At 69.3% G+C, this 26,920-nt stretch carries 27 protein-coding genes and 1 riboswitch; of the genes, 23 read left to right on the top strand and 4 right to left on the bottom strand.

Features of this window, described 5'->3' with window-relative positions:
- The first annotated feature begins 198 nt into the window (after window positions 1–198).
- From M2352_RS23825 to M2352_RS23810, 4 genes are read left to right on the top strand one after another with little or no spacing between them, the layout of a single operon-like run.
- A complete protein-coding gene (locus M2352_RS23825; protein WP_264667022.1) occupies window positions 199–2,052 on the top strand; it encodes an extracellular solute-binding protein in 1,854 nt (617 codons plus the stop codon).
- A 36-nt stretch (window positions 2,053–2,088) separates the two neighbouring features.
- Window positions 2,089–3,204 carry a microcin C ABC transporter permease YejB gene (locus tag M2352_RS23820; protein WP_264667021.1) on the top strand — a complete coding sequence of 372 codons (1,116 nt, stop codon included), beginning with the start codon at window positions 2,089–2,091 and terminating at the stop codon, window positions 3,202–3,204.
- Window positions 3,205–3,206: 2 nt separating this feature from the next.
- A complete protein-coding gene (locus M2352_RS23815; protein WP_264667020.1) occupies window positions 3,207–4,271 on the top strand; it encodes an ABC transporter permease in 1,065 nt (354 codons plus the stop codon).
- On the top strand, window positions 4,268–5,893 hold the full coding sequence (locus M2352_RS23810; RefSeq protein ID WP_264667019.1) for an ABC transporter ATP-binding protein: 1,626 nt from the start codon (window positions 4,268–4,270) through the stop codon (window positions 5,891–5,893). Before M2352_RS23815 ends, M2352_RS23810 begins: the two co-directional genes overlap by 4 nt.
- A 4-nt stretch (window positions 5,894–5,897) precedes the next feature.
- Here the strand turns inward: M2352_RS23810 and M2352_RS23805 are convergent, their stop codons facing one another.
- Complete coding sequence (locus M2352_RS23805; protein WP_264667018.1) at window positions 5,898–6,908, bottom strand: alpha/beta hydrolase; 1,011 nt, start codon at window positions 6,906–6,908, stop codon at window positions 5,898–5,900.
- 12 nt (window positions 6,909–6,920) lie between these two features.
- On the bottom strand, window positions 6,921–7,877 hold the full coding sequence (gene nudC, locus M2352_RS23800; RefSeq protein WP_264667017.1) for an NAD(+) diphosphatase: 957 nt from the start codon (window positions 7,875–7,877) through the stop codon (window positions 6,921–6,923).
- 138 nt (window positions 7,878–8,015) lie between these two features.
- On the opposite strand from nudC, the gene hisN reads away from it, so the two are divergent.
- The 8 genes from hisN (at window position 8,016) to M2352_RS23760 (ending at window position 14,920) form a co-directional block, all read left to right on the top strand.
- On the top strand, window positions 8,016–8,813 hold the full coding sequence (hisN, locus tag M2352_RS23795; protein ID WP_264667356.1) for a histidinol-phosphatase: 798 nt from the start codon (window positions 8,016–8,018) through the stop codon (window positions 8,811–8,813).
- 33 nt (window positions 8,814–8,846) lie between these two features.
- Window positions 8,847–9,380: a hypothetical protein gene (locus M2352_RS23790; RefSeq protein WP_264667016.1), complete on the top strand. Its 534-nt coding sequence runs from the start codon at window positions 8,847–8,849 to the stop codon at window positions 9,378–9,380.
- Window positions 9,377–11,224 (top strand): extracellular solute-binding protein, encoded by a 1,848-nt coding sequence (locus M2352_RS23785; protein WP_264667015.1) that lies wholly within the window; start codon window positions 9,377–9,379, stop codon window positions 11,222–11,224. Before M2352_RS23790 ends, M2352_RS23785 begins: the two co-directional genes overlap by 4 nt.
- Before the next feature lie 48 nt (window positions 11,225–11,272).
- A riboswitch (cobalamin riboswitch) is annotated at window positions 11,273–11,502 on the top strand.
- Window positions 11,503–11,637: 135 nt separating this feature from the next.
- The gene (locus M2352_RS23780; protein ID WP_264667014.1) at window positions 11,638–12,327 is read left to right on the top strand and encodes an energy-coupling factor ABC transporter permease; all 690 of its coding nucleotides are present in this window, start codon (window positions 11,638–11,640) and stop codon (window positions 12,325–12,327) included.
- Window positions 12,317–12,643 (top strand): energy-coupling factor ABC transporter substrate-binding protein, encoded by a 327-nt coding sequence (locus M2352_RS23775; RefSeq protein WP_264667013.1) that lies wholly within the window; start codon window positions 12,317–12,319, stop codon window positions 12,641–12,643. Before M2352_RS23780 ends, M2352_RS23775 begins: the two co-directional genes overlap by 11 nt.
- Entirely contained in the window at window positions 12,630–13,382 is a 753-nt protein-coding gene (locus tag M2352_RS23770; protein ID WP_264667012.1) for a CbiQ family ECF transporter T component, read from the top strand. Before M2352_RS23775 ends, M2352_RS23770 begins: the two co-directional genes overlap by 14 nt.
- Window positions 13,370–14,200 (top strand): energy-coupling factor ABC transporter ATP-binding protein, encoded by an 831-nt coding sequence (locus M2352_RS23765; RefSeq protein WP_264667011.1) that lies wholly within the window; start codon window positions 13,370–13,372, stop codon window positions 14,198–14,200. Before M2352_RS23770 ends, M2352_RS23765 begins: the two co-directional genes overlap by 13 nt.
- Window positions 14,201–14,317: 117 nt before the next feature.
- Window positions 14,318–14,920, top strand: a complete 603-nt coding sequence (locus M2352_RS23760; RefSeq protein WP_264667010.1) for a helix-turn-helix domain-containing protein — start codon at window positions 14,318–14,320, stop codon at window positions 14,918–14,920.
- Window positions 14,921–14,927: 7 nt separating this feature from the next.
- Here the strand turns inward: M2352_RS23760 and nikR are convergent, their stop codons facing one another.
- Window positions 14,928–15,398, bottom strand: coding sequence for a nickel-responsive transcriptional regulator NikR (nikR, locus tag M2352_RS23755; RefSeq protein ID WP_264667009.1), 471 nt, complete (start codon window positions 15,396–15,398; stop codon window positions 14,928–14,930).
- Window positions 15,399–15,619: 221 nt separating this feature from the next.
- Here nikR and M2352_RS23750 point away from each other — a divergent pair, with 221 nt between their 5' ends.
- The 11 genes from M2352_RS23750 (at window position 15,620) to M2352_RS23700 (ending at window position 25,313) form a co-directional block, all read left to right on the top strand.
- The gene (locus M2352_RS23750; protein WP_264667008.1) at window positions 15,620–16,282 is read left to right on the top strand and encodes a flagellar hook assembly protein FlgD; all 663 of its coding nucleotides are present in this window, start codon (window positions 15,620–15,622) and stop codon (window positions 16,280–16,282) included.
- A 61-nt stretch (window positions 16,283–16,343) separates the two neighbouring features.
- Window positions 16,344–17,618: a flagellar hook protein FlgE gene (gene flgE, locus M2352_RS23745; protein ID WP_264667007.1), complete on the top strand. Its 1,275-nt coding sequence runs from the start codon at window positions 16,344–16,346 to the stop codon at window positions 17,616–17,618.
- A gap of 10 nt (window positions 17,619–17,628) precedes the next feature.
- The gene (locus M2352_RS23740; protein ID WP_264667006.1) at window positions 17,629–17,883 is read left to right on the top strand and encodes a hypothetical protein; all 255 of its coding nucleotides are present in this window, start codon (window positions 17,629–17,631) and stop codon (window positions 17,881–17,883) included.
- Between the two features lie 14 nt (window positions 17,884–17,897).
- Window positions 17,898–18,350: a hypothetical protein gene (locus tag M2352_RS23735; RefSeq protein WP_264667005.1), complete on the top strand. Its 453-nt coding sequence runs from the start codon at window positions 17,898–17,900 to the stop codon at window positions 18,348–18,350.
- Window positions 18,351–18,390: 40 nt separating this feature from the next.
- Entirely contained in the window at window positions 18,391–20,121 is a 1,731-nt protein-coding gene (gene flgK, locus M2352_RS23730; RefSeq protein ID WP_264667004.1) for a flagellar hook-associated protein FlgK, read from the top strand.
- A gap of 12 nt (window positions 20,122–20,133) precedes the next feature.
- The gene (locus M2352_RS23725; RefSeq protein ID WP_264667003.1) at window positions 20,134–21,048 is read left to right on the top strand and encodes a flagellin N-terminal helical domain-containing protein; all 915 of its coding nucleotides are present in this window, start codon (window positions 20,134–20,136) and stop codon (window positions 21,046–21,048) included.
- 187 nt (window positions 21,049–21,235) lie between these two features.
- On the top strand, window positions 21,236–22,060 hold the full coding sequence (locus tag M2352_RS23720) for a flagellin (protein WP_264667002.1): 825 nt from the start codon (window positions 21,236–21,238) through the stop codon (window positions 22,058–22,060).
- 99 nt (window positions 22,061–22,159) lie between these two features.
- Window positions 22,160–23,872, top strand: coding sequence for a flagellar filament capping protein FliD (gene fliD, locus M2352_RS23715; protein WP_264667001.1), 1,713 nt, complete (start codon window positions 22,160–22,162; stop codon window positions 23,870–23,872).
- 20 nt (window positions 23,873–23,892) lie between these two features.
- Window positions 23,893–24,402, top strand: coding sequence for a flagellar export chaperone FliS (locus M2352_RS23710; RefSeq protein WP_264667000.1), 510 nt, complete (start codon window positions 23,893–23,895; stop codon window positions 24,400–24,402).
- A complete protein-coding gene (locus M2352_RS23705) occupies window positions 24,377–25,033 on the top strand; it encodes a sigma-70 family RNA polymerase sigma factor (RefSeq protein ID WP_264666999.1) in 657 nt (218 codons plus the stop codon). Before M2352_RS23710 ends, M2352_RS23705 begins: the two co-directional genes overlap by 26 nt.
- Window positions 25,026–25,313, top strand: a complete 288-nt coding sequence (locus tag M2352_RS23700) for a hypothetical protein (protein ID WP_264666998.1) — start codon at window positions 25,026–25,028, stop codon at window positions 25,311–25,313. Before M2352_RS23705 ends, M2352_RS23700 begins: the two co-directional genes overlap by 8 nt.
- A gap of 28 nt (window positions 25,314–25,341) precedes the next feature.
- On the opposite strand, the gene M2352_RS23695 is transcribed toward M2352_RS23700, so the two are convergent.
- A complete protein-coding gene (locus M2352_RS23695) occupies window positions 25,342–26,898 on the bottom strand; it encodes a tetratricopeptide repeat protein (RefSeq protein WP_264666997.1) in 1,557 nt (518 codons plus the stop codon).
- Window positions 26,899–26,920: the final 22 nt, after the last annotated feature.

The following is a 26,920-nucleotide window of genomic DNA, read 5'->3' as shown; positions in this document are numbered from 1 at the left end:
GCAATGCCCCGCCGCCGTCGGCTGCAAAAGCGACGCAAAGCAACTTTGTTGCCCACCGTCCGGGCAACAAACGGGAAAGGCCCTTGCCCCGGGCGTGAGCTTGGCCGATGGTCGCAAAGGGCGCTCCCGCCTTGAATATGGGTGGGGTGGATGCCAACCTTGGGACACGGACAGTCTCTTTTACGGGTGTGGGGGCGGATGATGACGGTGAGGACGGCGGCCAGCATGGCGGCAGCGGCGGCGGTGCTGTGGGTGTTGGCGGCGTTCCCGGCGGCGCAGGCGGAAACCCTGGCCAACGGGGTGACGCGCGCCTGGGCCATCGCCGAGTTCGGAGAACCCTTGTACGGCCCCGCCATGCCCCACTGGCCCTATGTCAACCCCGACGCGCCCAAGGGCGGGTCGGTGACGCTGGGCGCCTTCGGCAGCTTCGACACCCTGAACCCGCTGATCGAGCGGGGGACGTGGCCGGCCGGCATCGGGATGATCAGCGATTCCCTGATGACCGGCTCAGGCGACGAGTTGTCGTCGGCCTATGGCCTGATCGCCGAGACGGTGGAATACCCCGCCGACAAGAGCTGGGTCGCCTTCAACCTGCGGCCCGAGGCGCGGTGGCACGACGGCCAGCCGATCACGGCGGAGGATTTCGTCTTCGCCTTCGACTTCATCCGCAAGGAGGGGCGGCTGTTCCTGCGCTCCTTCTACGACGATATCGAGGGATGCACGGCGGAAACCCCCCGCCGCCTGATGTGCACCCTGCGCACCCGCGACACCATGAAGACGGTGATGGCGGCGGCGGGGCTGACGCCCATGCCCAGGCATTACTGGACCAGCGGCGGGCGCGACCTGACCAAGACGACGCTGGAACCGACCCTGGGGTCCGGCGCCTACCGCATCAAGGCCATCGATCCGGGCCGGTCGATCACGTACGAACGCGTGGCCGACTACTGGGCCAAGGATCTGCCCATCATGCGCGGGATGAACAATTTCGACGAGGTGCGCTACGACTATTACCGTGACGACACGGTGATGTTCGAAGCCTTCATGGCCGGGCGCATCGACTTCCGCGAAGAGAACCGCGCCCAGCGCTGGGCCACCGGCTATGACGCCGACCCGGTGCGCGACGGGCGCGTGGTCCGCCGCACCACCCCTGACAACACCCCCGCCGGCCTGTCCGGGCTGGTGTTCAACACCCGCCGCCCGCAGTTCCAGGACATCCGCGTGCGCGAGGCGCTGAACTGGCTGTACGATTTCGAAACCACCCAGCGCCAGTTGCTGTACGGCCAGTACAAGCGGCTGAAAAGCTGGTTCCCCAAATCCGAATACGGCTCCAGCGGCGCGCCGACGCCGGAGGAGACGGCCATCCTCGCCCCCTTCAAGGATACGCTGCGGCCCGAGGTGCTGGCCAAGGCGTTCGAGCCCCCCGCGACCGAGGGCAACGGCCTGACCCGCACCAACCTGCGCGAGGCGCTGCGGCTGTTCAAGGACGCAGGCTGGGAACTGAAGAACGGCGCCATGGTCAACACCGCCGGCGGCCAGCGCTTCGCCTTTGAAATCCTGCTGTCCGATCCGGCCTTCGTGCGCCTGTACGAACCCTATGTGGAGACGCTGAAGAAGGCCGGCATCACCGCCACCATCCGCGTCATCGACACCGCCCAGTACAAGGTGCGCACCGACGAATACGACTTCGACGCGGTGAACCTGGGCCTGACCTTTTTCCCCCCGCCGGGGCCGGAGCTGAAATCCTACTACTCCAGCGCCGTCGCCGACGTGAAGGGGCAGGGGAACTTCGCCGGCATCCGCGATAAGGTGGTCGATGCCCTGCTGGACCGCATCACCACCGGCACCGACCTGCCCACCATCCAGGCGGAAAGCCGGGCCATGGACCGGGTGCTGCTGTGGGGCTGGTACGTGGTGCCGCTGTGGTACAACGACGAGGACCGGCTGGCCTATTGGAACCGTTTTGCGTACCCTGAAAAACAGGCCAAATATTCCCACGGTTTCCCCACCACGTGGTGGCTCGACCCGCAGAAGGCGGGCGCCCTGCGCCGCTGATGCCCCGCTGACGAGCCTACGGAGGCGCTGCCGCCCATGCTGGCCTACATCATCCGCCGCCTGCTGCTCATCATCCCGACGCTGTTCGGGATCATGGTCATCAATTTCCTGATCGTGCAGATCGCCCCCGGCGGTCCCATCGAGCAGATCGTCGCCCGCATGCAGGGCACGGCGGTGGAAGCCACCGCCCGCATCGGCGGCAGCGGCGGCGGCGACGCCGGCAGCGCCCCGGCCGCCGGCGGCGGCACCGGGGGCGGGGAGGCGGGCAGCCGCTACCGCGGCGCCCAGGGGCTGGACCCCGCCTTCATCAAGCAGCTTGAAAAGGAATTCGGCTTCGACAAGCCGCTGCACGAGCGGTTCGTCCTGATGATGACCAACTATGCCCAGTTCGATTTCGGCACCAGCTATTTCCGCGACCGGCGGGTGATGGATCTGGTGCTGGACAAGATGCCGGTGTCGATCTCGCTGGGGCTGTGGACCACGCTCATCACCTATCTGGTGTCGATCCCGCTGGGCATCGCCAAGGCCCGGCGCGACGGGCATCCGTTCGACGTGTGGACCTCGGGTGCGGTCATCGTCGGCTACGCCATCCCGTCGTTCCTGTTTGCGGTGCTGCTGATCGTGGTGTTCGCGGGCGGGCGCTATCTCGACTGGTTCCCCTTGCGCGGGCTGGTGTCGGAGGGGTGGGCGGACATGCCGTGGTGGCGGCAGATTCTGGACTATCTGTGGCATATGGCGCTGCCGGTGATGGCGATGGTGATCGGCGGCTTCGCCGGTCTGACCATGCTGACCAAGAATTCCTTTCTGGAAGAGATCAACAAGCAGTACGTCATCACCGCCCGCGCCAAGGGGTTGGGCGAACGGCGGGTGCTGTACGGCCACATCTTCCGCAACGCCATGCTGATCGTCATCGCCGGCTTTCCCAGCGCCTTCATCGGCATCTTGTTCACCGGGGCCTTGCTGATCGAGGTGATCTTCTCCCTCGACGGGCTGGGGCTGCTGGGGTTCGAGGCGGCGATCAACCGCGACTATCCGGTGATGTTCGGCACGCTCTATTTCTTCACCCTGATGGGGCTGCTGATGAATCTGCTGGGGGACATCATGTATGTGGTGGTCGATCCCCGCATCGATTTCGACGCGCGGAGGGTGTGACCATGGCCCGCCTGTTGGGACGCCCCCTGTCGCCGCTGACCGCCCGCCGCCTGACCAATTTCCGCGCCAACCGCCGCGGCTGGTGGTCGTTCTGGATCTTTCTGGTGCTGTTCTCGGTGACGCTGTTCGCCGAGTTCATCGCCAACGACCGCCCGCTGCTGGTCAAGTACGACGGCGCCTGGTACACCCCCGTTTTCCACGATTACCCGGAAACCACCTTCGGCGGGGAATTCGACACCAACGCCGATTACCGCGACCGCTACGTGCAGGAGCTGATCGCCGCCAAGGGCTGGGCGGTGTGGCCGCCGATCCGCTATTCCTACCGCACCATCAACTACAACCTGCCGGTCCCGGCCCCGGCCCCGCCGTCGGCGGAAAACTGGCTGGGCACCGACGATCAGGGGCGCGACGTGGTGGCGCGGCTGTTGTACGGCTTCCGCATCTCGGTGCTGTTCGGGCTGGTGCTGACGGCGCTGTCGTCGGTGGTGGGCATTGCCGCCGGGGCGGTGCAGGGGTATTTCGGCGGGCTGACCGACCTGCTGTTCCAGCGCTTCATCGAAATCTGGTCGGGGCTGCCCACCCTGTTCCTGCTGATCATCCTGTCCAGCGTGGTGACGCCGAACTTCTGGTGGCTGCTGGGGTTGCTGCTGCTGTTCTCGTGGATGTCGCTGGTGGGGGTGGTGCGGGCGGAATTCCTGCGGGCGCGCAATTTCGATTACGTGCGCGCCGCCCGCGCGCTGGGGGCCGGCGACCTGACCATCATGATCCGCCATGTGCTGCCCAATGCCATGGTGGCGACGCTGACCTTTCTGCCCTTCATCCTGAATGGCTCCATCACCACGCTGACGGCGCTGGATTTCCTGGGCTTCGGCCTGCCGCCGGGGTCGCCGTCGCTGGGCGAGCTGCTGGCGCAGGGCAAGGCGAACCTGCAGGCGCCGTGGCTGGGCCTGACCGCCTTCCTCGTGCTGGCGGTGATGCTGAGCCTGCTGATCTTCATCGGGGAGGCGGTGCGCGACGCCTTCGACCCGCGCAAGACCATCGCGCAAATGGGAAGCGGGAAGCCATGACCACCACCCTTCTGACCGTCCGCAACCTGTCGGTGGAGTTCCGCCAGGGCGGGACCGCGATCCCGGCGGTGCGCGGGGTGTCGTTCGACATCGCGCGGGGGGAAACCATGGCGCTGGTGGGCGAATCCGGGTCGGGCAAGTCGGTGACGGCGCTGTCGGTCCTCCAGCTTCTGCCCTATCCCATGGCCCGCCATCCGTCGGGGTCCATCCGCTTCCACGACACCGAACTGGTGCGGGCGGACGAGAAGGCGCTGCGGTCGGTGCGCGGCAACCGCATCGCCATGATCTTTCAGGAACCGATGACGTCCCTGAACCCGCTCCACACCATCGAGCGGCAGGTGAGCGAGGCGCTGTTCCTGCACAAGGGGCTGGACCGCGCCGCCGCCCGCCGCCGCACGCTGGAGCTGCTGCGGCTGGTGGGCATTCCGAAGCCGGAAACGCGGCTCGGCGCCTATCCGCACGAGCTGTCGGGCGGGCAGCGGCAGCGGGTGATGATCGCCATGGCGCTGGCCAACGAACCCGATCTGCTGATCGCCGACGAACCCACCACGGCGCTGGACGTGACCATCCAGGCGCAGATCCTGGAACTGCTGAAGGATCTTCAGAAACGCTTCGGCATGGCGCTGCTGCTCATCACCCACGATCTGGGCGTGGTGCGCAAGATGGCCGCCCGCGTCTGCGTGATGAACCAGGGGGAGATCGTCGAGCAGGGTGCGGTGGCCGAGGTGTTCGCCGCCCCGCAACACCCCTACACGCAAAAGCTCCTGGCCGCCGAACCCCGCGGCAGCGCGCTCACCCCCGCGGGGGACGCGCCGGAAGTGATGGCCGCCTCCGATATCAAGGTGCATTTCCCGATTAAAAAGGGCGTGCTGCGCCGGACCGCCGGGTACGTGAAGGCGGTGGACGGGGTGTCGCTGAGCGTGCGCGCCGGCCACACGGTGGGGGTGGTGGGCGAATCCGGGTCGGGCAAGACCACGCTGGGGCTGGCGCTCTTGCGGCTGACCGCCTCACAAGGGGCCATCCGCTTCGACGGCACCGACATCCAGGGCTGGCAGGCCAAGCGGCTGCGCCCGCTGCGCCGGCAGATGCAGGTGGTGTTCCAGGACCCCTTCGGCAGCCTGTCGCCCCGCCTGTCGGTGGGCCAGATCATCGGCGAGGGGCTGGACATCCACGGCATCGGCACGCGGGCCGAACGCGATTCCATCATCGCCACCGCGCTGGAGGAGGTGGGGCTGGCGCCCGAGAGCCGCCACCGCTTTCCTCATGAGTTTTCCGGCGGCCAGCGCCAGCGCATCGCCATCGCCCGCGCGCTGGTGCTGAAACCCCGTTTTCTGGTGCTGGACGAACCGACCAGCGCGCTCGACATGTCGGTGCAGGCGCAGATCGTGGACCTGCTGCGCGATTTGCAGGCGCGGCACAATCTGGCCTATCTCTTCATCAGCCACGATCTGCGGGTGGTGCGGGCGCTGTCCAACCACGTCATCGTCATGAAGGACGGGCAGGTGGTGGAGCAGGGGCCGACCGAGGCCATTTTCGCCACCCCGCAACAGGACTACACCCGCGCCCTGCTGGCCGCGGCGTTCAATCTGGAAGCGGTGAAGACGGGGGCGGTGAAGACGTGACCCGTTACGGCGCGTGGCGGGCGGCGAACGCACCGGCACGCTCCAGCGCCGCCTTGGCCGCCGGCAGCACCTCGCCATAGGCCTGGAAATCGTGGGGCATGCCCTCCACCGGCTCGTAGTCCACGCGGCTATCGGGGAAGCGGCGGGTGTTTTCGACGAAGGCGGCGATCACGTCGATCAGCATCTCCGCCGTGCCGCCCTGCACCAGCAGCGGCGGCATGCCGTGCCAGTCGGCGCGCACCGGCGACAGATAGGGATGGTCCGGCTGATCCCGCCGCAGCCACGCGGCCCAGCGTTCGGCCATGGCGACCGACACCCAGTCGGTGCGGGCGTTGGTCCGCGCACTGGGGTAATCCTCCAGCCGGGCCGGGTCGGTGTCGGTCCACGGGCACAGCGCGATGGCGCAGGCGGGCAGGGGGCGCCCGCTGTCGCGCACCGCCAGTAGCAGCGCCAGCACCAGATGGCCGCCCGCGGAATCCCCCGCGACCACCAGCTTTTCCGGTTTGATGCCCGCCGCCAGCAGGGCGTCATAGGCGGCCAGCGCGTCCTCCAACTGGGCGGGCCAGGGGTGTTCGGGGATCAGGCGGTAGTCGGGCGCCCAGGTGTCGGCCTGCAGCGCCTCCGCCACCGCGGCGATCAGCCCGTCGTGCCCCTTGGCGAAATAGGCGTAGCCGCCGCCGTGCAGGAACAGCGCGTGCCGCGCGATCCGGCCCCCGCGCGCGCGCCGGGCCGGGCGCCCGCCCAGATGGTCCGCCGTCATCTCCACCCGCCGCAGCACCGGGGCCTTGGCCTCCATGGTGTCGATGGCGGCGCGGGAGCGTTCGATCCCCGTCCCGTCGGGGCCGGTCATGTGAAAGGCACGCAGCGTCTGCCGCCGCAACGTCTCCTGCGCCGCCTCCATCCACCCCGGCCAGACGGGGTTGAGCGGGCGGCCCCGCACCCGGCGGCGGACCGTGGCGGCGGTCGCCCCCATCATGTCGCGGAACAGGCCCAGGCGGTTCAGCAGACGGCTCATCAGGCGCTCTCCTCAGTCGTTTCCGGCGGCCCACTCCGCAATCAGCCGGTGGGCGATGGAATCGGGGCGGGCCAGACGGAACGGCGCGTCGGGCGGCGGCACGGCGGGCATGGCGCGGATCTCCTCCCGCGATACCCAGATGGCGCTTTCCAGCTCGCTGCCGTCCACGGTGATGGCGGTGTCCACCGCCCGCGCCGTGAAGCCCAGCATCAGCGACGCCGGGAACGGCCACGGCTGCGACGAGCGGTAGCGTACGTCGGCGACCCGCAGCCCCACCTCCTCGAACACTTCGCGCGCCACGGCGTCCTCCAGGCTTTCGCCCGGCTCGACGAACCCGGCCAGCACCGAATGCATGGCCGGCGGCCACTTCTCCTGCCGGCTCAGCACGCAGCGCCCGGCCCCGTCATGCACCAACATGATGACGGCGGGATCGGTCCGCGGAAAATGGTGCGTTGCACAATCCGCATTGCTGCAGACCCGCACGTGCCCGCCCTCCGCCGATTCCGCGGGCGCGCCGCAGACGCCGCAGAAGCGGTGCCGGGCGTTCCACCACGTCAGCCCGCGGGCACCCGCGCACACCGCCGCCTCGCCCCCCTCCATCAGCGGCCCGGTGACCCGCAGGTCGAAGAAGGCGGCCTCCGTCCCCGCCAGTTCCGGCAGGGCCAGGGGATCGGCCTCCGGGCTCAGGTCCAGCGCGAACAGCGGCGCGTCCCGGTACAGGCCGAGGAAGACCGGCGGCACGCCCGCGGCGGCCAAGGATTGCGCCACGGCGCCGGGCAGGAAGGCGGCGCGGGGCGACTCCGTCCCGCCGGTCACGAGGTTCTGGCCGCGCCACAGGGGCAGAATCCGGGCGGCGGAATCGGCCAGGGCGGCTTCCAGCCACCCCGGATCCTTGCGTCGGTGGGCGGCGCGGTCCAGCGGGGCAGCGGCATAGACGTTGGGGCGGTGGGGATGAGGATCGGGGATCATGGTTGGCTATCCCTTGGGGGCCGTCGGCCATCCTTGGTGCCATAGGGCGGGGGTTGCGGCAAACTCTTCATTGCGCATGGCGGGCGGGCGTTTAGGATGCGGGAGCCTTTGACCGACGACAGCCGGGAACCCGCCGTGATGACCGAACCGTGCCCCACCGCCTTCATCGACCTCGCCCGGCGTCTGGTGGACGCCAGCGGGCCGGTGATCCGCCGCTATTTCCGCACGCCCGTGGCGGTGGACGACAAGGCCGACCACTCCCCCGTCACCATCGCCGACCGCGAGGCGGAACAGGCCATCCGCGCCATCCTCGCCACCGAACGTCCCGGCGACGGCATCTATGGCGAAGAATTCGGCACCACCAATCTCGATGCCGAATACGTCTGGGTGATCGACCCCATCGACGGCACCAAATCCTTCATCAGCGGGCGGCCCATCTTCGGCACGCTGGTGGCGCTGCTGCGCCACGGGGCGCCGGTGCTGGGGGTGATCGACCAGCCCATCATCGGCGACCGCTGGGTGGGGGCCGCCGGCCACCCCACCACCTTCAACGGCCAGCCGGCCCGTGTGCGCCCGTGCGCGCGGGGGCTGGCGGGGGCGCTGTTGGGCACCACGTCGCCCGACCTGTTCCCCGGCGAGGATCTGCCGGCCTTCCGCCGGGTGCAGACGGCGGCCAAGGTCACGGTGTACGGCGGCGACTGCTACACCTATGGGCTGCTGGCGGCGGGGCACTGCGATCTGGTGGTGGAAGCGGGGCTGAAGCTCTATGATTTTGCGGCCCTGGTGCCGGTGGTGACCGGGGCCGGCGGCTTCATGACCGACTGGCAGGGGCTGCCGCTGAGTGCCGCGTCCACCGGGCAGGTCATCGCCGCCGGCGACGCCCGCACCCATCAGGATACCATCGCCGCACTGGCCGGCGATCTTCCCGCCGCCTGATCCCGCCCTTTGACGAAGAAGGCGCCCACGCCCATGCCAACCTCCGCCCCCATCGCCCCGCTGGCCCGTTCCGTTTACGACACCGCCCCCGACCCGCTGAAGGAGTTCCTGGGCGGTCTGGCCGCCCAGGTGGCGGCGGGCGGCAACTGGATGGTCCGCAAGAAGACCCTGTGCGACCTGATGATGGGGCTGGGCGCCTTTTTCGAGCTGACGCCGGAACAGCGGCGGGAGATGATTGAGGACATGGGCCGCGACCCGGTGCCCGACGACGACCAGGACAATGAAAGGGTCGAATTCGCCGAGCTGCTGCCCATGTACATCGCCGCCGTGCTGGAGACGCTGAACGAGCCGGCGATCACGTCCGCCGAACAGGCGGCGCTCTACATCCTGTCCATCCACCCCGAGCATTACGAGGCGGCGGAGGCGTGGATGCTGGCCGATCCCCGCAACGGCAAGACGGTGCGCCGCATCATGCGCAACGACAAGCGGCTGGATTCCCTGCTGCGCATGGTCGATGCCCACCTGCTGGAAAACCGCCGCCAGCGGGTCGAGGGGGCCGGAGCATGACGGCCCGCCGCCTCCTTCCCGCCGCCGCCCTGCTGCTGTGGGCGGGAGCGGCCGCCGCGGCCACGCTGGAGCCGCCGGTCACGGCGCTGCGCCAGTTCGGCGAGCCGATGTTCCAGACGGGCTTCACCCATTTTCCCCACGTCAACCCCGACGCGCCCAAGGGCGGCACCGTCACGGTGGCGTCCAATTTCCCCCCCACCTTCGACACGCTGAACCCGATCCCGGTGCGCGGCGTGCTGCCGCGGCTGGTCGGGCTGACCCACGATCCGCTGATGGTGGGGTCGGGGTGGGAGCTTGACGCCGCCTATGCCCGGCTGGCCGAAAGCGTGCAGGTGGCCGACGACCGCAGCGAGGCGGTGTTCACCATCGACGCCCGCGCCCGCTGGCACGACGGGGTGCCGGTCACCGCCGCCGACGTGACCTTCACCTGGGACGCCATCCAGGCCCACGGAAGCCCCATCATCAAATCGGCCCTGGCCAAGGTGACGGCGGTGGAGGCGCTGGACGACCGCCGCGTGCGCATCACCCTGTCCAGCCGGGGGGAGATCAAGCCGGTCATCGACTTTGCCACCGTCATGGCGCCGGAGGCCCGGCATTGGTGGACCGCCAACGGGCGCGACATCGGTAAGACGGTGCTGGAGGCGCCGCTTGGCTCCGGCCCCTACCGCACGGTGGCGGTCAATCCGGGGCGGGCGCTGACCTATGAGCGGGTGGCCGATTACTGGGGCCGCGATTTGCCGGTCAACCGCGGCCTGTACAATTTCGGCACCATCAAACAGGATTTCTACCGCGACGACGACGTGATGTTCGAGGCGTTCAAGGCCGGCGGCTACGACATCCGCGTGGAAAACCGGGCGCAGCGCTGGACCACCGGCTATGATTTTCCCGCCGTGGCCGACGGGCGGGTGGTCAAGCGGGTGATCCCCTCGGCGCTGCCGCTGGGGGCGCAGGCGTTCCGTTTCAACACCCGCCGGCCCCAGTTCGCCGACCCCCGCGTGCGCGAGGCGCTGGGGATGCTGTTCAATTTCGCCTGGACGCAGAAGACGCTGTTGTACGGGCAGTACCACCGCACCCTGTCCAACTTCCCCAATTCCGACTATGGCGCCAGCGGGGTGCCGGGGCCGGACGAACTGGCGCTGCTGGAACCGTACCGGGACCGTCTGCCGCCGCGGCTGTTCACCCAGCCGTTCCAACCCCCCGCGGGCGACCCCGCCGGCAACAACCGCGCCGAAACCCGCGAGGCGCTGCGCCTGCTGAAAGAGGCGGGGTGGGAGCCGAAGAACGGGCGTCTGGCCAACGCCGCCGGCCAGCCGCTGACGGTGGAAGTCCTGGAGGTGGCGGGCGGCGGCCTGTCCCGCATCATCCAGCCCTATGTGGAAACCCTGCGCCGGGCCGGGGTGGACGCCAGCCTGCGCAGCGTCGATTCCGCCCAGTACGAGGCGCGGTCGGACGATTTCGACTTCGACGTCATCGTCACCAACTTCAGCTTCGCCAGCCCGCCGGCCACCGAACTGCGGGCCTTCTTCGGCTCGGCCACGGCGGGGGAGCGGGGATCGTTCAACTACCCCGGCGTGCGCGACCCCATCGTGGATGCGCTGGTGGAAAAGGTCATCGCCGCCAGGGACGAGGCCACGCTGAAGACCGCCACCCGCGCGCTGGACCGCGTGCTGCTGTGGAGCTTCTACATGGTGCCCCACTGGTACAACCCGGAAAGCTGGGTGGCGGCGTGGGACCGTTTCGGCATCCCCGCGACGCCCCGCAAGTATGACCAGGAGTTCCGCAGCACCCTGTTCCCCGACACCTGGTGGATCGACCCGGCCAAGACGGCGAAGCTGGGGCGTTAGCCGAAGGGTTGTACGCCTTCCTTGACAACATCCGCCCCCGCCCCGTACCGTCGCGGGCGTGATGCCGGTTCTCCGGCTCCCGTCCGCGGGGGCCGGCGATGAAAAGGGAACATGGTGCCGCAGGCCCCTTGGGGCTCGCGCAAGCCATGGCTGCCCCCGCAACTGTAGGCGGTGAGCCGCCGCGCCCCTGATGTGCCACTGGCCGGTGACGGCCGGGAAGGCCGGCGCGGTGGCGGCGACCCGCAAGCCAGGAGACCTGCCGGCGTCCGCTGTCTCGTGTCGTTCCTCCGGGCGGGGTGTCCCGGTGGCGTGGAATCAGGACGGCCCCGCGCCCAGAGGACCGGACGCGGGTCTGCCGGCTTTCCCCTCCATCGTTCCCCTGGCCTCCCGGATCAACTGGGAGTGTCTGGTTCATGCATATCATGGAAGGCTTTCTGCCTCCTCTCCACGCCGCCGGGTGGGCGGCGGCGTCGGCACCCTTCGTCATTGTGGGCGCGGTGCGCCTGCGCCGCATCGTGCGGGAAAAGCCCGAGGCCCGGCTGCTCTTGGGGGCGTCGGGCGCCTTCGCCTTCCTCTTGTCGGCGCTGAAGCTGCCCAGCGTGACGGGAAGCTGCTCGCATCCCACCGGCACCGGGCTGGGGGCGGCGCTGTTCGGCCCGTCGGTGATGACGCTGATGGCCACCATCGTGCTGCTGTTCCAGGCGCTGCTGCTGGCCCACGGGGGCTTGACCACGCTGGGGGCCAACGTGTTTTCCATGGGCATCGTCGGCCCGTGGGTGGCGTGGGCCATGGTGCGCGGCGGCGGGGCCGTGGGGCTGTCGGTGCCGGTGCGGGTGTTCCTGGCGGCGTTCCTGGGCGACCTCGCCACCTATGTCACCACGGCGCTGCAGCTTGGGCTGGCCTTCCCCGATCCGGCCACCGGCTTCACGGGGGCGTCGGTGAAATTCCTGTCGATCTTTGCGGTGACGCAGATGCCGCTGGCGGTGGTGGAAGGGCTGCTGACGGTGGCGGTGGTCAACTGGCTGTCGCGCAACAGCGCCGACGACCTGCGCCTGCTGGCGGAAATGCGCGGTGAAGAGAAGGATTCCGGCCATGTTGCGTGACAACCGCATCGTCCTGGGGCTGGCCGCGGCCATCGTCCTGCTGCCGCTGGTCATGCCGTGGGAGGAGAAGCCCAGCTTCGGCGGCTCCGACGACAAGGCGTCCGGCGTGATCGAAGAGGTGAGGCCCGGCTACACCCCCTGGTGGGAACCCCTGTGGGAGCCCCCCAGCAAGGAAATCGAAAGCCTGCTGTTCGCGGGGCAGGCCGCAGTGGGGGCGTGGCTGCTGGGCTATTACATGGGCCGCCGGTCCCGCCGGCGGGACGGGGACACCGGACGGCAGGGCACGCAGCGGCGCGCGCGCGATGCGCGCCCTTGACCGGGCGGCCCATCTGTCGGCGTGGAAGGACCGCGGCACCGGCGGCAAGCTGGCGCTGAGCCTGGGGCTGATGCTGGCGGCCATGGCCGGGGCGCCGCCCCTGGCCCCGGCGGCGGTGTTCGCGGCGGCGGTGGGGCTGGCGCTGCTGTCGGCCCGCGTGCCGCCCGCGGCCCTGGCCGCCGCCTTGCTGCCCCCGGCGGGGTTTCTGCTGGCCAGCCTGCCGGCGCTGGCCCTGACGCTGGACTGGCGCGGCGGGCTGGCGCTGGGCTGGGTGCCCGGCGGGGTGGAAACGGCGCTGGTGCCGGTGGGCCGGTCGCTGGCGGCGGTGGCGGCGCTGGCGCTGCTGACCCTGACCACGCCGGCCAGCCGGCTGATCGGGCTTTTGCGTGGGCTGGGGCTGCCGGCGGCGGTGGCCGACGTGGCGCTGCTGACCTACCGCCTGCTGTTTCTGCTGGGCGACACGGTGACCGCGGGGTCGCGGGCGCAGGCGTTCCGGCTGGGCTATGCCGGCGGCTGGCGGCGGCACCTGCGCTCGCTGTCGCTGCTGGCGGCGGGGCTGCTGGGGCGGGCGATGAACGCGGCGCGGCGGATGGATGTGGGGCTGTCGGCGCGCTGCTACGACGGCGGGCTGCCGGTGCTGGCGGCGGGCCGGCGCACGGGTGCGGGTGAATGGGCGCTGGCGCTGGGGCTGCCGGCGCTGATCCTGGCCGGGGGATGGGTGATTCCGTGGACGATGTGATTCTGGAGGCCCGCGGGCTGGACTACCGCTACCCCGGCAGCGGGGAGCCGGCGCTGCGCGGGCTGTCGCTGTCGGCCCGGCACGGGCGGCGGCTGGCGATCCTGGGCGCCAACGGGGCCGGGAAGACGACGCTTCTCCTGCACCTCAACGGCACGCTGCGCCCGCGGGCGGGTGTGGTGCTGGTGGACGGCGTGCCGGGGGACACCGGGCGGGCCGGGCTGACCGCGTGGCGCCGCCGGGTCGGGCTGGTGCTGCAGGAGGCCGACGACCAGCTTTTCGCCGCCACGGTGGCCGAGGACATCTCCTTCGGCCCCCTCAACCTCGGCCTTGGGGCGGCGGAGGTGGCGCGGCGGGTGGCCGACGTGGTGGCGCGCATGGGGTTGACCGGGCTGGAGGATCGCCCGCCGCACATGCTGTCCCACGGCCAGCGCAAGCGGGTGGCCATCGCCGGCATCCTGGCCATGCAGCCGGCGGTGCTGGTGCTGGACGAACCCACCGCCGGGTTCGACCACGCCGGTCAGACGGCGCTGCTGTCCACGCTGGAGCATCTGTCGGCGTCGGGCATGACGCTGGTGTTTTCCACCCACGATGTGGATCTGGCCTATGCCTTCGCCGACGATGCCGCGCTGTTCGCCGGCGGCACCGTCCTGGCGCAAGGCGATGCACGGGCGGTTCTGTCGGACGCCGCCCTGATGGCGCGGGCGGGGTTGCCGTTGCCGGCGGTGCCGGCGCTGGCGGCCCGTTTGCACGCTTTGGGCGTGCCGTTCCACCGGGAAGCCCGGACGGTTCTGGAGTTGATACCGGCGGCGGGTGGTTGAAGGTTTCGTTTTCCACCGCTGGTAATGCAACATTTGGCCGCGTGTCGTATAAATTATGTCTTAAATTTTGGACTGCTTTACTATGGGCGCGCGACCGACTTTGCAGGGATCGATCTCATGGTGTGGCCCGACCTGATCCGCCGTTACCGCCGGGAACGGGGATTGACCCAAATCGAACTGGCACGCCTGCTCAACGTGGACCAGGCGACCATCTCCCGCTGGGAAAGCGGGAAGCAAGACCCGCTGCCCATGATGCAGACCCGTCTGCGCGGGCTGTTCCGCGAGCTTGACCATCTGCCGCTGGATTATGCGGTGCGGGCGCTGGTGATGAGCCACCCCGGCTATGCCTCGCTGCTGGACGCCAACGGCGTCTGCCTGATGACCTCGCCCGGACTGGCGACGTATCTGAAGCACTATCAGGCGTCCATCGTCGGGCGCCCGTCGGAGGATTATCTGCCCGAATACACCCGCGACCTGTCCTCGCCCTACATCGACGAGATGATGCGGCCGGGATCGTCGCTGCTGTCGGTGGCCTTCACCGACCGGGCGGTGTTCTCGCCCACCATCGTGCGGCGCACCTACAACGTCCTGCTGTCCGACAGCGGGCGGCTGTTGATGGTGCAGGACCATGTGATGGGGGATATGGTGGGGGTGGATCTGCCGGAGCCCGAGGTTTCCCTCCTGACCATGGACGAGGTAGCGGAGCAGGCCGCCGCCTGAGCCGCCGTTACGTCTTGGGCCGCACGTGGGTGTGGGGGTGGTGGTGATGGCCGCCGGGGTGATGGTGGTGCCCGGCCATGTCCACCGGCACCGCGCTCAGCGCCCCGTGCCGCACGCCGGTTTCGGAAATCACGGAATCGGCGAAGCGGCGGATGTCCGGCGTCGGCCCCTGCAGGATCGCCACCTCCATGCACGTCTCGTGGTCCAGATGCACGTGCATGGTGGACACGGTGAGGTCGTGGTGCGCGTGCTGGTGCTCGGTCAGCCGCCGGGCCAGTTCCCGTTCATGATGGTTGAAGACGTAGGAGAGGCAGGCGACGCAATCGCCCGCATCCTCGTCCGCCAGCCGCTCGCCCTCCAGCGTCCGGCGCAGCAGGTCGCGCACCGCCTCCGACCGGTTGCCGTAGCCGCGGCGGCGGATGTAGTCGTCGAACTGCGCCAGCAGTTCCTCGTCCAATGACACGGTGAAACGGTCCATCGCAGCGCCCCCTGTTGCCGTCCGTCTTTTGTGCCGCTTCCCCGCGAAAAAAGTCAGCCAGTTTTTTCCGCCGTCCCCGTGGATAGCCATGAACAAGGACGACAGCGGCCCAACGCCCCCACCGGGGGCCGGCGCCCATTCACCATGGCAGACACCGGCGTGACGCCCGCGGAACCCCCGTTTTCCGCGAACGCCCCCCGTCTGCCCGCGGGAGGCGGACGATGCAGATTTCATCCACCACATCGGCGGCGGCAACCACCACCACCTCGTCGTCCTCGTCCGCCGGTTCGCTGGCCGCCAATTACCAGTCCTTCCTGACCCTGCTGCTGAAACAGCTTGAAGTCCAGGATCCCACCAACCCGGTGGACGCCAACGAATACACCAGCCAGCTCGTCCAGCTCGCCAGTCTGGAACAGGACGTGTCGAACGGGGAGAAGCTGGACGCGCTGACCACCGCCATGACCCAACTGGGGTCCGGCATCGCCGCCATCGGCTACATCGGCCGCACGGTGGAGGCGGAGGGCGACACCACCGCGCTTCAGGACGGTGAAGCGTCCTGGGAATACGACCTGGACAGCGATGCCAAGACGGTGGCGCTGACCGTGCGTGACGAGGACGGCAGCGTCGTCTACCGCCAGACCGGCGATTCTTCTGCCGGAACCCATTCCTTCACCTGGGACGGGGTGGGCACCGACGGCACCGTCCATACGGACGGCAGCTTCACCCTCAGCGTGGATGCGGTGGACACCGCCAACGCCGCCGTGTCCACCACCACCCGCATCAAGGCGGTGGTGAATGCCGTCGATACCTCCTCCTCCGCCACGGTTCTCGACCTCGGCAGCGGCGTGACCATCACGGCCGACGCGGTTCTGTCGGTGAGCTAGGCGCCGCCGCCCCGCCGGCCTTCCCCACATTTCCCGAACATCCGATCACAGGGGTGCTTCCATGAGCATCACCAACGCGATGTACAGCGCCACCTCGGCGCTGATGGCGCAAAGCAAGGCGCTTGCCTCCATCTCCTCCAACATCGCCAATTCCAGCACCACGGGCTTCAAGAGCACCGGCACCAGCTTCCAGTCCTTCATCAACCAGACGGAAGCGGTGGACGAGCGCACGGGCGGGGTGCTGGCCTACAACACCCGCAACGTCTCGGCGCAAGGGGAGATCCAGTCGTCGGCGGTCACCACCAATCTGGCGGTGAACGGCAGCGGCTTCTTCGTGGTGTCCGACGATTCCGCCGACGGTGCCATCCGCTACACCCGCAACGGCTCCTTCTCCACCGACGCCGACGGCTATCTCAGCAATTCCGAGGGCTATTACCTCTACGGCTGGGCGCTGGACGAGGACGGCGCCATCGCCGCCCGCAACAAGGGGTCGGTGGACAGCCTGGAGGCGATCAACACCACCAACATCAAGGGCACGCCCAAGGCCACCAGCACCCTGGGCATCGACGCCAACCTGCCCTCGGACGCCGATACGGGCGACAGCTTCACCTCCGACGTGGAGGTGTTCGACAGTCTTGGCAACAGCCACTCCATCACGCTCACCTGGACCAAGACCGGCGAGAACGCCTGGAGCCTGGACGCCGACGATCCGACGCTGTCCAGCGATTCGTCCAGCACCACCGGCACCGTGGGCGGCGTGCCCGTGACCATCACCTTCAACGAGGACGGCACGCCCGCCGGCTTTTCCCCCACCACGCCCACGCTGACCGTCGGCGGCTGGGCAACGGGGGCCGCCGACACCTCCATCACGCTGGATCTGGGCACGGTGGGCGGCAACGACGGGCTGACCCAGCACGCATCGGAAGAGAGCGAGCCGTCGGTCAGCGTGGAATCCACCACCCAGAACGGCCACGCCCCCGGCACCCTGACCGGCACCACCATCGACAGCGACGGCACGGTGCGGGCGGTGTTCGACAACGGCGAAACGCGGGCGGTGTACCGCATCCCCATCGCCACCTTCGCCAACGCCGACGGGCTGGACAGCGAAACCGGCAGCACCTTCATGCAGACCTATGAATCCGGGCAGGTGCAGTTGCGCACCGCCGGGGAAAGCGGGTCCGGCACCATCGAGGCGGGGGCGCTGGAAAGCTCCACCGTCGAGCTGACCGACGAATTCACCCGCATGATCGTCGCCCAGCAGGCCTATTCCGCCGCGTCCAAGGTCATGACCACCGCCCAGGACATGATCGACACCCTCATCAGCATGAAGCGGTGAGGAGGGCGCCATGACACCAGTTCCCCCGGATCTGTTCGCCGAGGCCGACACCCTGTTCGTGGAGGCGCGCCGCATCCGCGCCCGTGCCGCCGCGGTGCTGAACGGCGGTGCTGGGCGGGCGGCGCGGCTGGCGCTGATCGACGATGTGCAGACGCTGCTGGCGGGCCTGCGCGGCACCCAGACGGCGGTGCGCACCGCCCTGCACCGCACCGCCACCACCCGCATCGCCATGGCCGCCTATAGCCGCATTCAGAAACGCATGTGACGGAGCATCCCATCATGGCCGACCTGTCCCCCGACCCCGTGGGCGTCATCACCGAATTCTCCACCGCCATCGCCGCCCTGGCCGAACGCGCCCTGACCGCCGCCCGCAACGGGCAGGCCCAGGCCGCCGTGCTGGCGGCGGGCGAGATGCAGATGCTGCTGCGCCGGAAACGGGAGGCGCTGCAACAGGCGCTCGACACCGGGCGCAGCAAGCGCATTCCGCCGGCCCAGCGCGCCGCCGTGCGTCTGGCCGCCCGTGATGCGCTGGGGCCGGTGCGCCACGTGATGGCCCGCTTCGCCGCCGACGCCAGGGCGCGTCAGGTGCGGCAGAACGCCATCGGTGCCGCGCTGAGTGCCGCCACCCGTGCCCCCACCGGGGTCTATGGCGCCACCGCGACCCGCGGCGGGCGGGTGGGCGTGATGCTGACCGGGCGCACGGTGCGCCACACCGCCGACATCACCGCCTGACCCGGCGGTTGGGAACAAGAGGGAAGGGGAGGGCCGAACCATGTCCCTGCGCGTTGCCGGCACCATCGCCGCATCCTCCTTGCGCGCCAGCGAAGTGTCGATGGCGGTGGCGACGGCCAACATCGCCAATTCCGACACCGACGGCTACACCCGCAAGACCGCCCATCAGACCAGCCGCACCATCGCGATGACCTACGCCACCGGGGTGGACATCGCGTCGGTGTCCAGCGTGGTGGACCAGTATCTGCTGAAGACGCTGGTGGGGGCCACGTCGGATGTGGGCTACACCGGCACCATGGCGGCGTCGCTGGACCTGTTGCAGCAGCGGCTGGGCAGCACCGACGGCAGCAGCGGCACCAGCATCGCCGCCGCCATCGACGATCTGGCGGATTCCCTGGCCACCCTCGCCACCTCCCCCGAAAGCAACAGCGCCAAGGCGGCGGTGGTGGACAATGTGAACGTCATGGCCGAGAGCCTGCGCGACCTGTCGTCCACGGTGCAGGATCTGCGCGCCCAGGCCGACGAGGACATCGCCGGCACGGTGGACCGCATCAACGAAACGCTCAACACCCTGAAATCCCTGAACGACCGGATCGTCAAGGCCAAGGGGCTGGGCCAGAACACCGGCGACCTGGAGGACCAGCGCAACACAGCACTCCAGACGCTGGCCGGCGACATCGACGTCCGGTATCAGACCGACAGCAACGGCAGCCTGCGCATTTCCACGTCCAGCGGCACGGCACTGCTGGACAGCGCGGTGCACGGCCTGTCCTACACGCCCGCGTCCAGCGTCAACGCCGACACCACCTTTTCCGCCATCAGCGTCGGCGGCAAGGACATCACCGGCGCGCTCACCTCCGGCACGCTGGCCGCATTGGTGGACCTGCGCGACGAGGCGCTGCCCAACCAGCAGGCGCGGCTGGACGAACTGGCCGCCACGCTGAAGGACGCGCTGAACACCGCCGCCAACGCCGGCAGCACGGTTCCGGCGCCGTCGCCGCTGACCTCGACCGTCACGGTGTCGGCGGCGGACAGCCTGTCGGGCACCGGCACGTTGCGCCTGGCGGTGACCAACAGCGACGGCACGGCGGCGGACGTGGTGGACATCGACCTGTCCACCCTGTCCACGGTGCAGGATCTGATGGATGCCATCAACGCCACCGGCACGGCCACCGCCGGCATCGGCAGCGACGGCACACTGACCATCGCCGCCACCGACGGCGCCACCGGCATTGCGCTGGGCGGCGACACGGCGGTGGGCAGCGGGTCCACGGGGCTGTCGGCCTTTTTCGGTTTCAACGACATCCTGACCGGCACCGGGGCCAGCGACCTGCGGGTGTCGTCGGCGCTGCTGAACGACAGCAGCCGGCTGCCCACCGCGGTGCTGTCCACCGCCGGCGGCCTTGCCGCCGGGGACACGGCGCTGACCTCGGGCGACGCCACCACGGCCGGCGCGCTGAGTGCCGTTCTGACCGGCACGCTGCCGTTCGACGCGGCGGGGGGAATGTCGGCGCGCCAGGGCACCGCCGCCGCCTATGCCGCCGGCATCATCCAGGGCATCGCCACCGCGGCGTCCGCCGCCGACACCGCATCCGACAACGCCACCGCCTATTCCGACAGCCTCACCACCACGCTGACCTCGCAATCGGGGGTGAACGTGGACGAGGAAACCGCGGTCATCTCGTCGCTCCAGTCCGCCTATGAATCCGCCGCCGCCGTCATGGAGGTGCTGCAGGAGATGTTCGAGACGGCGCTCAGCATGATCAAATAAGGAGCCGGGGCCATGGAACGCATCGCCACCGCCAACCACCAGAACACCCTGGTCCGTTACATGATGCAGGCGGAATCACGGGTGGCCACGGCGCAGATCTCCGCGTCCAGCGGCCTGAAATCCACCGATTTCAAGGGGGTGGCGTCCGACAGCGGGCGCATCGTCGATCTGGACAGCACCTACCGCCGCACCGAACGCTACATCGACGAGGGCGAGGTGGTGTCCGGGCGCATCGACACCATGGACAGCACCGTCGGCAGCATGATCGACGTCACCAACCGCCTGCAAAGCCTGATCACCAGCCTGCAAGGCGTGGCCGGCAGTGCGGCGGCCGGGGTGCAGGAGGAAGCCGCCGGGCTGATGAAGGAATTCGTCGCCCTGCTCAACACCCGGCTTGAGGGGCGCTACCTGTTCGCCGGATCGCGCACCGACACCGCCCCGGTCAACAGTGACACGTCCAGCTATCCCCCCGTCACCGTGCCATCCACCGCCGACACCAGCTGGTACAGCGGCGACGGCAGCCTGTCCTATTTCCAGGCGGCGGACGATCTGGTCATCGAATACGGCGCCACCGCCGACGATCCCGCCATCGAAAAGGCCATGCGCGCCTTCACCCTGCTGTCCACCATGAGCACCGATCCGGTGGATGGGGATGCGCTGGACGAAGCGTCAACCCTGGCCGCCGACGGCGTGGACGGCATGTCGGTGATCCGCGCGCGCCTGGGCACCGCCTCGGGCACACTGGAGCGCACGCTCGACCGCCATGTGGACACCCAGCTCGTGCTGGAAACCCAGGTGGACGACCTGCGCAGCGTCGATCTGGCCGAGGCCACCGTGCGCCTGTCCCAGCTTCAGGCATCGCTGGAAGCGACCATGAGCCTGATGAAGGTTCTGCAAAGCACCAACCTCAACGACCTGCTGGCCTGACGGAAAACGTCTGAAAAAAACCGCGCCAGTTTTTGCCCGGCGTCCCGTGTGTCCCAAAAGAGGCTATCACGCCGGAGCACTCCCAGACAGAAGCCAAGCCATTGATCCACCGTCCCTTTCCTTGAAAGGGAGGGACCGCTCCCGCCCGGCCCCCGTCCGGCGCCGTCAGACATCAAGGAGAGCCGTCATGCCCGTCATCAGCACCAACACCGCCGCCAACTCGGCCCTGCGGTACCTGAACATCAATTCCGACAACCAGGCGACCTCGGTGTCGAAGATCGCCAGCGGGTCGCGCATCACCAAGGCGTCCGACGACGCCGCCGGCCTGGCCGTGGGCACCTCGCTGCAATCGGACGTGACCGTCCTGAAGCAGGCGGCCACCAACGCCGCCCACGGATCGTCGATCCTGCAAACCGCCGACGGCGGCATGTCGCGCATCTCCGACATCGTGCAGCGCATGCGCTCGTTGGCGACGCAATCGCAATCGGGGTCGGTGACCGACACCGAACGCGGCTATCTGGACGCGGAATTCCAGCAGTTGCTGGAAGAAGTCGATGGCATTGCCTCGGGCACCCGCTTCAACGACGATCCGCTGCTGGACGGTACCGGCGACTGGTCCACCGGTGTGGATTTCCGCGTCGGCACGGAGACCACCGACAAGATCACCGTCACCATCGCCAACGTGAACGCCACCGGGCTGGGCATCAACGGCCTGGACATCGGCACCTCCACCACGGCGGAAAGCACGCTGACGGCGCTGGACACGGCGGTGGAAAGCCTGTCCACCGCGCGGGCGGACGTGGGTGCGCTGATCTCCCGCTTCGAATTCCGCGGCGAGGTGCTCGACACCTCCATCGAAAACACCGAGGCGGCGCAGTCGGCGATCATGGATGTGGACGTGGCGGAGGAACAGACCAACCTCGCCGCCACCAAGGTTCTGACGCAAGCCGCCATCGCCGTGCTGTCCCAGGCCAATTCCATGCCCGAACAGCTTTTGTCGCTGCTGCGGTAAACGCCGTGGCGGGGGTGTGACTGTTGGTAACAGGCCCTCTCCCCGCCGGGGAGAGGGTGAAACTTACCCTTGGCATCCCCAGAGAAGGACCGTTGCACCATGACCACCGTCTCGTCCACAGCCTCCACGTCGTATTCGACCGCGGCGTCCACGGGGGCCACGGTCCTGCAATCCACCGATTCCGGCACCGGCATCGACTATTCCGCCCTGGTGGAAGCGGCGGTTGCCAAACGGCTGTCACCCGCCGACCGCATCGACCAGACCATCACCGCCAACGAAGCCAAGATCGCCGCCTACACCGAGCTTCAGGGGCTGTTGCAGGACATGGACGATGCGCTGGGGGGCCTGCGCAACCGCACCGCCTCCACCGGCAGCACCACCAACCTGTTCGATCAGCGCACCGCGTACCTGTCCAGCAGCACGTCGTCGGTCAGCGCCGACGATGTGCTGTCCGTCACCGCCGCGGATGGGGCCGAGGTCGGCACCCACACCATCGCGGTGCAGCAGCTTGCCACCCGCCACAAGATCGGCGGCGACACCCAGACCGGCAACTCCACGGCGCTTGGCCTGTCCGGCTCCTTCACCATCGGGGTGGAGGACGGCACATCGTTGTCCATCGACGTGGACGACAGCGACAGCCTGACCGAGATCCGCGACGCCATCAACGCGCAGAAATCCACCAGCGGCGTCACCGCCAGCATCGTCAAGGTGTCGGACAGTTCCTATCAGCTCATCCTGACCGCCAACGACACCGGCAAGGCGATCACGCTGGCCGACTCCTCCGGCTCGGTGCTGAGCGGGCTGGGCATCATCGACGGTGACGGGGCGGTGGCCAACGAACTGGTGGCGGCCCAGGATGCCATCGTGGTGGTGGACGGGGTGACCATTACCCGGTCCGGCAACTCCATCGACGACGCCATCGACGGGCTGACCCTCGACCTCTATGCCGCCCAGCCGGGCACCACCATCACCGCCGAGATATCCACCGACCTGTCGTCCATCAAGGACGCCATCACCGACTTCGTGGACGCCTACAACAGCTTCCGTGATTTCGCGCTGGCGCAGCAGGCGACAAGCAGCGACGGCACCAAGAGCGACGACGCCACCCTGTTCGCCGACAGCCTGCTGCGGCAGACGGTGAAATCCGTCTATCAGGCGCTGAACACCAAGGTCGCCACCGGCGACGGGTCGCTGTCGCTGGCCGATCTGGGGCTGTCGTTCGACGCGAACAACGCGCTGGACCTGGACGAGACCACGCTGAATTCCATGCTGGTCGATAATGTGGACGGGGTGCGCCAGCTTCTCGGCCTCACCATGACTTCATCGTCCAGCGACCTCCAGCTTCTGCGCTACACCGGCACCCAGAGCCGCCTGTCCTTCACCCTCGACATCACGGTGGGCGACAGCGGCAACCTGACGTCGGCATCGGTGGGCGGCGACGGCAGCCTGTTCACCGTGTCGGGCAGCCGCATCATCGGCAACAAGGGCACGGCGTATGAGGGCATCACCCTGGTCTACACCGGCAGCGCCAGCGCCAGCGTGGATGTCGGTTTCACCCAGGGCATCGCCGACCGCCTGTTCACCACGCTGGATGCGCTGGCCGCTGCCGACGACGGCCGCATCGCCACGCTGGTGTCGCAGATGGAAGCCACCAACACCACGCTCACCACCAAATCCGACGACATCAAGGCCCAGGCCGAGGATTACCGCACCCGCCTGACCGCCTATTACGCCCGGCTGGAGGCCGAAGCGGAAACCGCCAACATCCTGCTGCAGCGCCTGCAGCAGGAGGCCGACAGCAGCGACGACTGAGCCATAAGGAATCCCGTGCCATGATGACCAATCCTTCCGTCAGCAAAGCCCTGTCCGCCTATGCCACGGCCAACAGCACGGTTCCGCCGCTGATCGCCGTCACCCGCCTGTTCGAACGGGCCACCGCCAACGTCCAGCGCGCCCGCGAAGCCGCCCGTTCCCGGCGGTTCGACACCGCCTTCGCCGAGCTGGACCGCACCATCACCATCCTGACGGCGCTGGATTCCGTGCTCGACATGGGCCGCGGCGGCGGCGTCGCGCAGGATTTGCGGCGATTCTACCGTGTCATGATCCATCAGGCGGCCAGCATCCCCGCCCGCCCCGATCCGGTGGCGGCGGCGGACGGCGTGGCGCGCCAGCTTGGCGTGATGACGGAGGCATGGAAGACCGTTGCCCAAACCCATGGCACCCCCCGCCCCGCAGAACGCGGTGCTGGCCGTCACACACCCCCCGGAGCGACGGTTAAAGAACCGTCCGCATCGGTCATCGAAAGGTCGATGAAACATGCGAACGGCTCTCTCTTTGGCTGAGGAATGCCCGGCGGGCGGCATCGGCTGCCATCTGGCGCCGGTGTCGCCCGGCATGGCGGCGTCCGGGACCGACATGCCCGACGAAGCGCTGATGGCGCGCATCCGCGCCGGCGATCAGGACTCCTACCGCCGGCTGGTGCGCCGGCACCTGAAGCGCGCCTACGCGCTGGCCCGGCGCCTGTCGGGCAGCGACGCCGAAGCCGAGGACATCGCCCAGGATGCCTTTCTGCAAATCTGGCAGCGCCGCGCCCAGTGGAGCGACGAGGGCGCGCGTTTCACCACCTGGCTCTACCGCGTCATCGTCAACCGCAGCATCGACCACCGCCGGCGGCCCGTGGGGCAGGATCTGGAGGCGGTGGCCGAACCCGCCGACGCCGCCCCCGATGCGGTCAGCCTGATCCAGCGCCGCCAGATGGCCACCCGGCTGGGTGACGCCTGCCGCCGTCTGCCGCCGCAGCAGCAGGCGGCGGTCACCCTGTTCTATTTCGAGGGGCTGAGTGCCGCCGACACGGCTTCGGTTATGCAAATCAGTTTGGGGGCGGTAGAATCGCTGCTCAAACGTGCGCGTCAGCAGCTTCGCGGCCTGCTGCGGGCCAGCGCCCAGGCCGCGAAGGACGCCTTTGATGACTGACGACGATTTTCAGAAGCATCTCGACCGGTTCGGCGGCGACCTGGAGCGGTGGCCGCCGGCTTTGGCCGCGCCGGCCCGCGCGCTGCTGGCCCGGTCGCCCGGTGCGCAAGCCCGGCTGGATGCCATGGTGGCGATGGAACTCGCCCTGGCCGAGGCCAGGGCGGGGGAGGAGCCGCCGGACGATCTGGCCGACCGCATCTTCGACGCCGCCTTCGGCACGGGGGGCGGTGTGCAGGCCCGCGATGACGACGCCGACAGGGCGGCGGACCGTCTGAACTGACGGTCTGCCGCTTTTCCGTACCGCTGGTTTATGCGTCTGCCGCCGCGCCGCGGGTCAGGCGCCGCACGTCCTGGCCGATGCGCACCAGCGCATCGCGGGTGTGACGGGCGGTGTGGGCGCAAAAACGGCGGCGGGTGGACGGGTGCAGCGCCGGACGGCGGGCGGACCAGCCCCGGTCGAGGACGGGCGCCGGGTCCAGGCACCACACCGGCACGCCCAGGGCGCCGGCCAGATCGGCCACCGGGCCGGGCGGGGCCACCACCACGTCCAGGGCGGCGATCAGGGCGGCGGACTGCTCCATGTTCTCCATCAGGTCCAGGCCGCGCCAGCGGTGGACCGGCACCCCGAAGCGCCGCTCGGCGGCGGCGATCTCGGCGTTGCCGCCGCCGGGCTGCAGCGACACCAGCGTGACGCCGGGCGCCATCAGCACGGCGCCCCAGCGTTCCGGCTCCGCCCCCGGCACGCCGTGCCATGCCATGCCCACCCGCAGCCGGCTGCCGCCCACCTCCGCCAGCCGCCCGTGCCAGTCGGCGATGCGCCGGTCGTCGGCGTAGAGCCAGGACGAGCGCGGCGGAAACGACGGCAGCCGCCGCAGCACCGTGGCGCCGGAGGCGTGCAGGTCGCAGTTCACCATCTCCCACGGAATCGCGTGGGTGTCGGGCTGGCGCGGGCGGATGACGGCGCGGGGGAAGGAGCGGGCGAACAGCGACAGGTGCCGCCGCCCGCATTCGATGATTACGCTGCCCGCCGCCCGGATCAGGTCGGAATAGCGGCTGGCGGCCACCACATCCTCGTCGTCGCCGCCGGTCCACAGGAACAGGCTGCGCCCGGCCAGCGGCTGGCCCGCCCATTCCGGCACCGCCAGCCGCCGCCCGCCGGGGGAGGCCGGAACCGCCGGCTCCGGCGGGGCGGGGTCGGCACGGCGGGACCAGATGGAATGCCCCGACACCTCGGCCAGCGCGCGCATGGCCGGGGCGTGGCACGGGTCGATGGTCAGCGCCATGCGGAAACAGGCGGTGGCGCCCACGCTTTCCCCCTCCCCATGCAGCACCAGGCCAAGCTGGACCAGCGTGTCGCCGCGGTTGGGGTGCAGCCGGTGGGCCTGGACCAGACAGGCCGCGGCCTGTCCCGGCAGCCCGGCGCGGCGGTAGACCTGACCCGCCTCCACCCAGGCGGCGGGATCGCCGGGCTTGACCAGGGCGGCCAGGCGCAGGGTGTTCATGGCCGCGTCCATGTGCCCCACCACCGACAGGGTGTGGCCGATGTCGCGGTAGACGGCGGCGCTGTGGGGGGTCAGGGACGCGGCGGCGCGCAGGCTGCGCAGGGCGGCATGGGGCCGGTGCAGGGCCGCCAGTGCCTGTCCCAGCAGGTGATGGGCGGCGGCCAGGGACGGGGCGTGGGTCAGGGCGCAGCGGGCGCACAGGGCTGCACTGGCGTTGCGGTGCTGCGCCAGCATGGCGTGCCCCGCGGTCAGGTAGAGCGAAGCGATGGCCGATGCGGGGGAAAAGGAGTCCGGCGCCTGTCCGAGTCCGCTGCGTTCGTGCCACAGGGAAAAGGCGATGGCCCGTGCGCTTCTGTCGTCCATACCCATACGTACCCCAACTGTG

The sequence above is a fragment of the Azospirillum fermentarium genome (assembly GCF_025961205.1).
GTDB lineage: Bacteria > Pseudomonadota > Alphaproteobacteria > Azospirillales > Azospirillaceae > Azospirillum > Azospirillum fermentarium.
This window is presented reverse-complemented; position numbering and strand designations above follow the sequence as displayed.

Excerpts from the sequence above, each read along its gene's own strand:
- M2352_RS23825 (WP_264667022.1), top strand. The coding sequence starts at position 199 with ATGATGACGGTGAGGACGGCGGCCAGCATGGCGGCAGCGGCGGCGGTG.
- M2352_RS23820 (WP_264667021.1), top strand. The coding sequence starts at position 2,089 with ATGCTGGCCTACATCATCCGCCGCCTGCTGCTCATCATCCCGACGCTG.
- M2352_RS23815 (WP_264667020.1), top strand. The coding sequence starts at position 3,207 with ATGGCCCGCCTGTTGGGACGCCCCCTGTCGCCGCTGACCGCCCGCCGC.
- M2352_RS23810 (WP_264667019.1), top strand. The coding sequence starts at position 4,268 with ATGACCACCACCCTTCTGACCGTCCGCAACCTGTCGGTGGAGTTCCGC.
- M2352_RS23805 (WP_264667018.1), bottom strand. The coding sequence starts at position 6,908 with ATGAGCCGTCTGCTGAACCGCCTGGGCCTGTTCCGCGACATGATGGGG.
- nudC (WP_264667017.1), bottom strand. The coding sequence starts at position 7,877 with ATGATCCCCGATCCTCATCCCCACCGCCCCAACGTCTATGCCGCTGCC.
- hisN (WP_264667356.1), top strand. The coding sequence starts at position 8,016 with ATGACCGAACCGTGCCCCACCGCCTTCATCGACCTCGCCCGGCGTCTG.
- M2352_RS23790 (WP_264667016.1), top strand. The coding sequence starts at position 8,847 with ATGCCAACCTCCGCCCCCATCGCCCCGCTGGCCCGTTCCGTTTACGAC.
- M2352_RS23785 (WP_264667015.1), top strand. The coding sequence starts at position 9,377 with ATGACGGCCCGCCGCCTCCTTCCCGCCGCCGCCCTGCTGCTGTGGGCG.
- M2352_RS23780 (WP_264667014.1), top strand. The coding sequence starts at position 11,638 with ATGCATATCATGGAAGGCTTTCTGCCTCCTCTCCACGCCGCCGGGTGG.
- M2352_RS23775 (WP_264667013.1), top strand. The coding sequence starts at position 12,317 with ATGTTGCGTGACAACCGCATCGTCCTGGGGCTGGCCGCGGCCATCGTC.
- M2352_RS23770 (WP_264667012.1), top strand. The coding sequence starts at position 12,630 with ATGCGCGCCCTTGACCGGGCGGCCCATCTGTCGGCGTGGAAGGACCGC.
- M2352_RS23760 (WP_264667010.1), top strand. The coding sequence starts at position 14,318 with ATGGTGTGGCCCGACCTGATCCGCCGTTACCGCCGGGAACGGGGATTG.
- nikR (WP_264667009.1), bottom strand. The coding sequence starts at position 15,398 with ATGGACCGTTTCACCGTGTCATTGGACGAGGAACTGCTGGCGCAGTTC.
- M2352_RS23750 (WP_264667008.1), top strand. The coding sequence starts at position 15,620 with ATGCAGATTTCATCCACCACATCGGCGGCGGCAACCACCACCACCTCG.
- flgE (WP_264667007.1), top strand. The coding sequence starts at position 16,344 with ATGAGCATCACCAACGCGATGTACAGCGCCACCTCGGCGCTGATGGCG.
- M2352_RS23740 (WP_264667006.1), top strand. The coding sequence starts at position 17,629 with ATGACACCAGTTCCCCCGGATCTGTTCGCCGAGGCCGACACCCTGTTC.
- M2352_RS23735 (WP_264667005.1), top strand. The coding sequence starts at position 17,898 with ATGGCCGACCTGTCCCCCGACCCCGTGGGCGTCATCACCGAATTCTCC.
- flgK (WP_264667004.1), top strand. The coding sequence starts at position 18,391 with ATGTCCCTGCGCGTTGCCGGCACCATCGCCGCATCCTCCTTGCGCGCC.
- M2352_RS23725 (WP_264667003.1), top strand. The coding sequence starts at position 20,134 with ATGGAACGCATCGCCACCGCCAACCACCAGAACACCCTGGTCCGTTAC.
- M2352_RS23720 (WP_264667002.1), top strand. The coding sequence starts at position 21,236 with ATGCCCGTCATCAGCACCAACACCGCCGCCAACTCGGCCCTGCGGTAC.
- fliD (WP_264667001.1), top strand. The coding sequence starts at position 22,160 with ATGACCACCGTCTCGTCCACAGCCTCCACGTCGTATTCGACCGCGGCG.
- M2352_RS23710 (WP_264667000.1), top strand. The coding sequence starts at position 23,893 with ATGATGACCAATCCTTCCGTCAGCAAAGCCCTGTCCGCCTATGCCACG.
- M2352_RS23705 (WP_264666999.1), top strand. The coding sequence starts at position 24,377 with ATGCGAACGGCTCTCTCTTTGGCTGAGGAATGCCCGGCGGGCGGCATC.
- M2352_RS23700 (WP_264666998.1), top strand. The coding sequence starts at position 25,026 with ATGACTGACGACGATTTTCAGAAGCATCTCGACCGGTTCGGCGGCGAC.
- M2352_RS23695 (WP_264666997.1), bottom strand. The coding sequence starts at position 26,898 with ATGGACGACAGAAGCGCACGGGCCATCGCCTTTTCCCTGTGGCACGAA.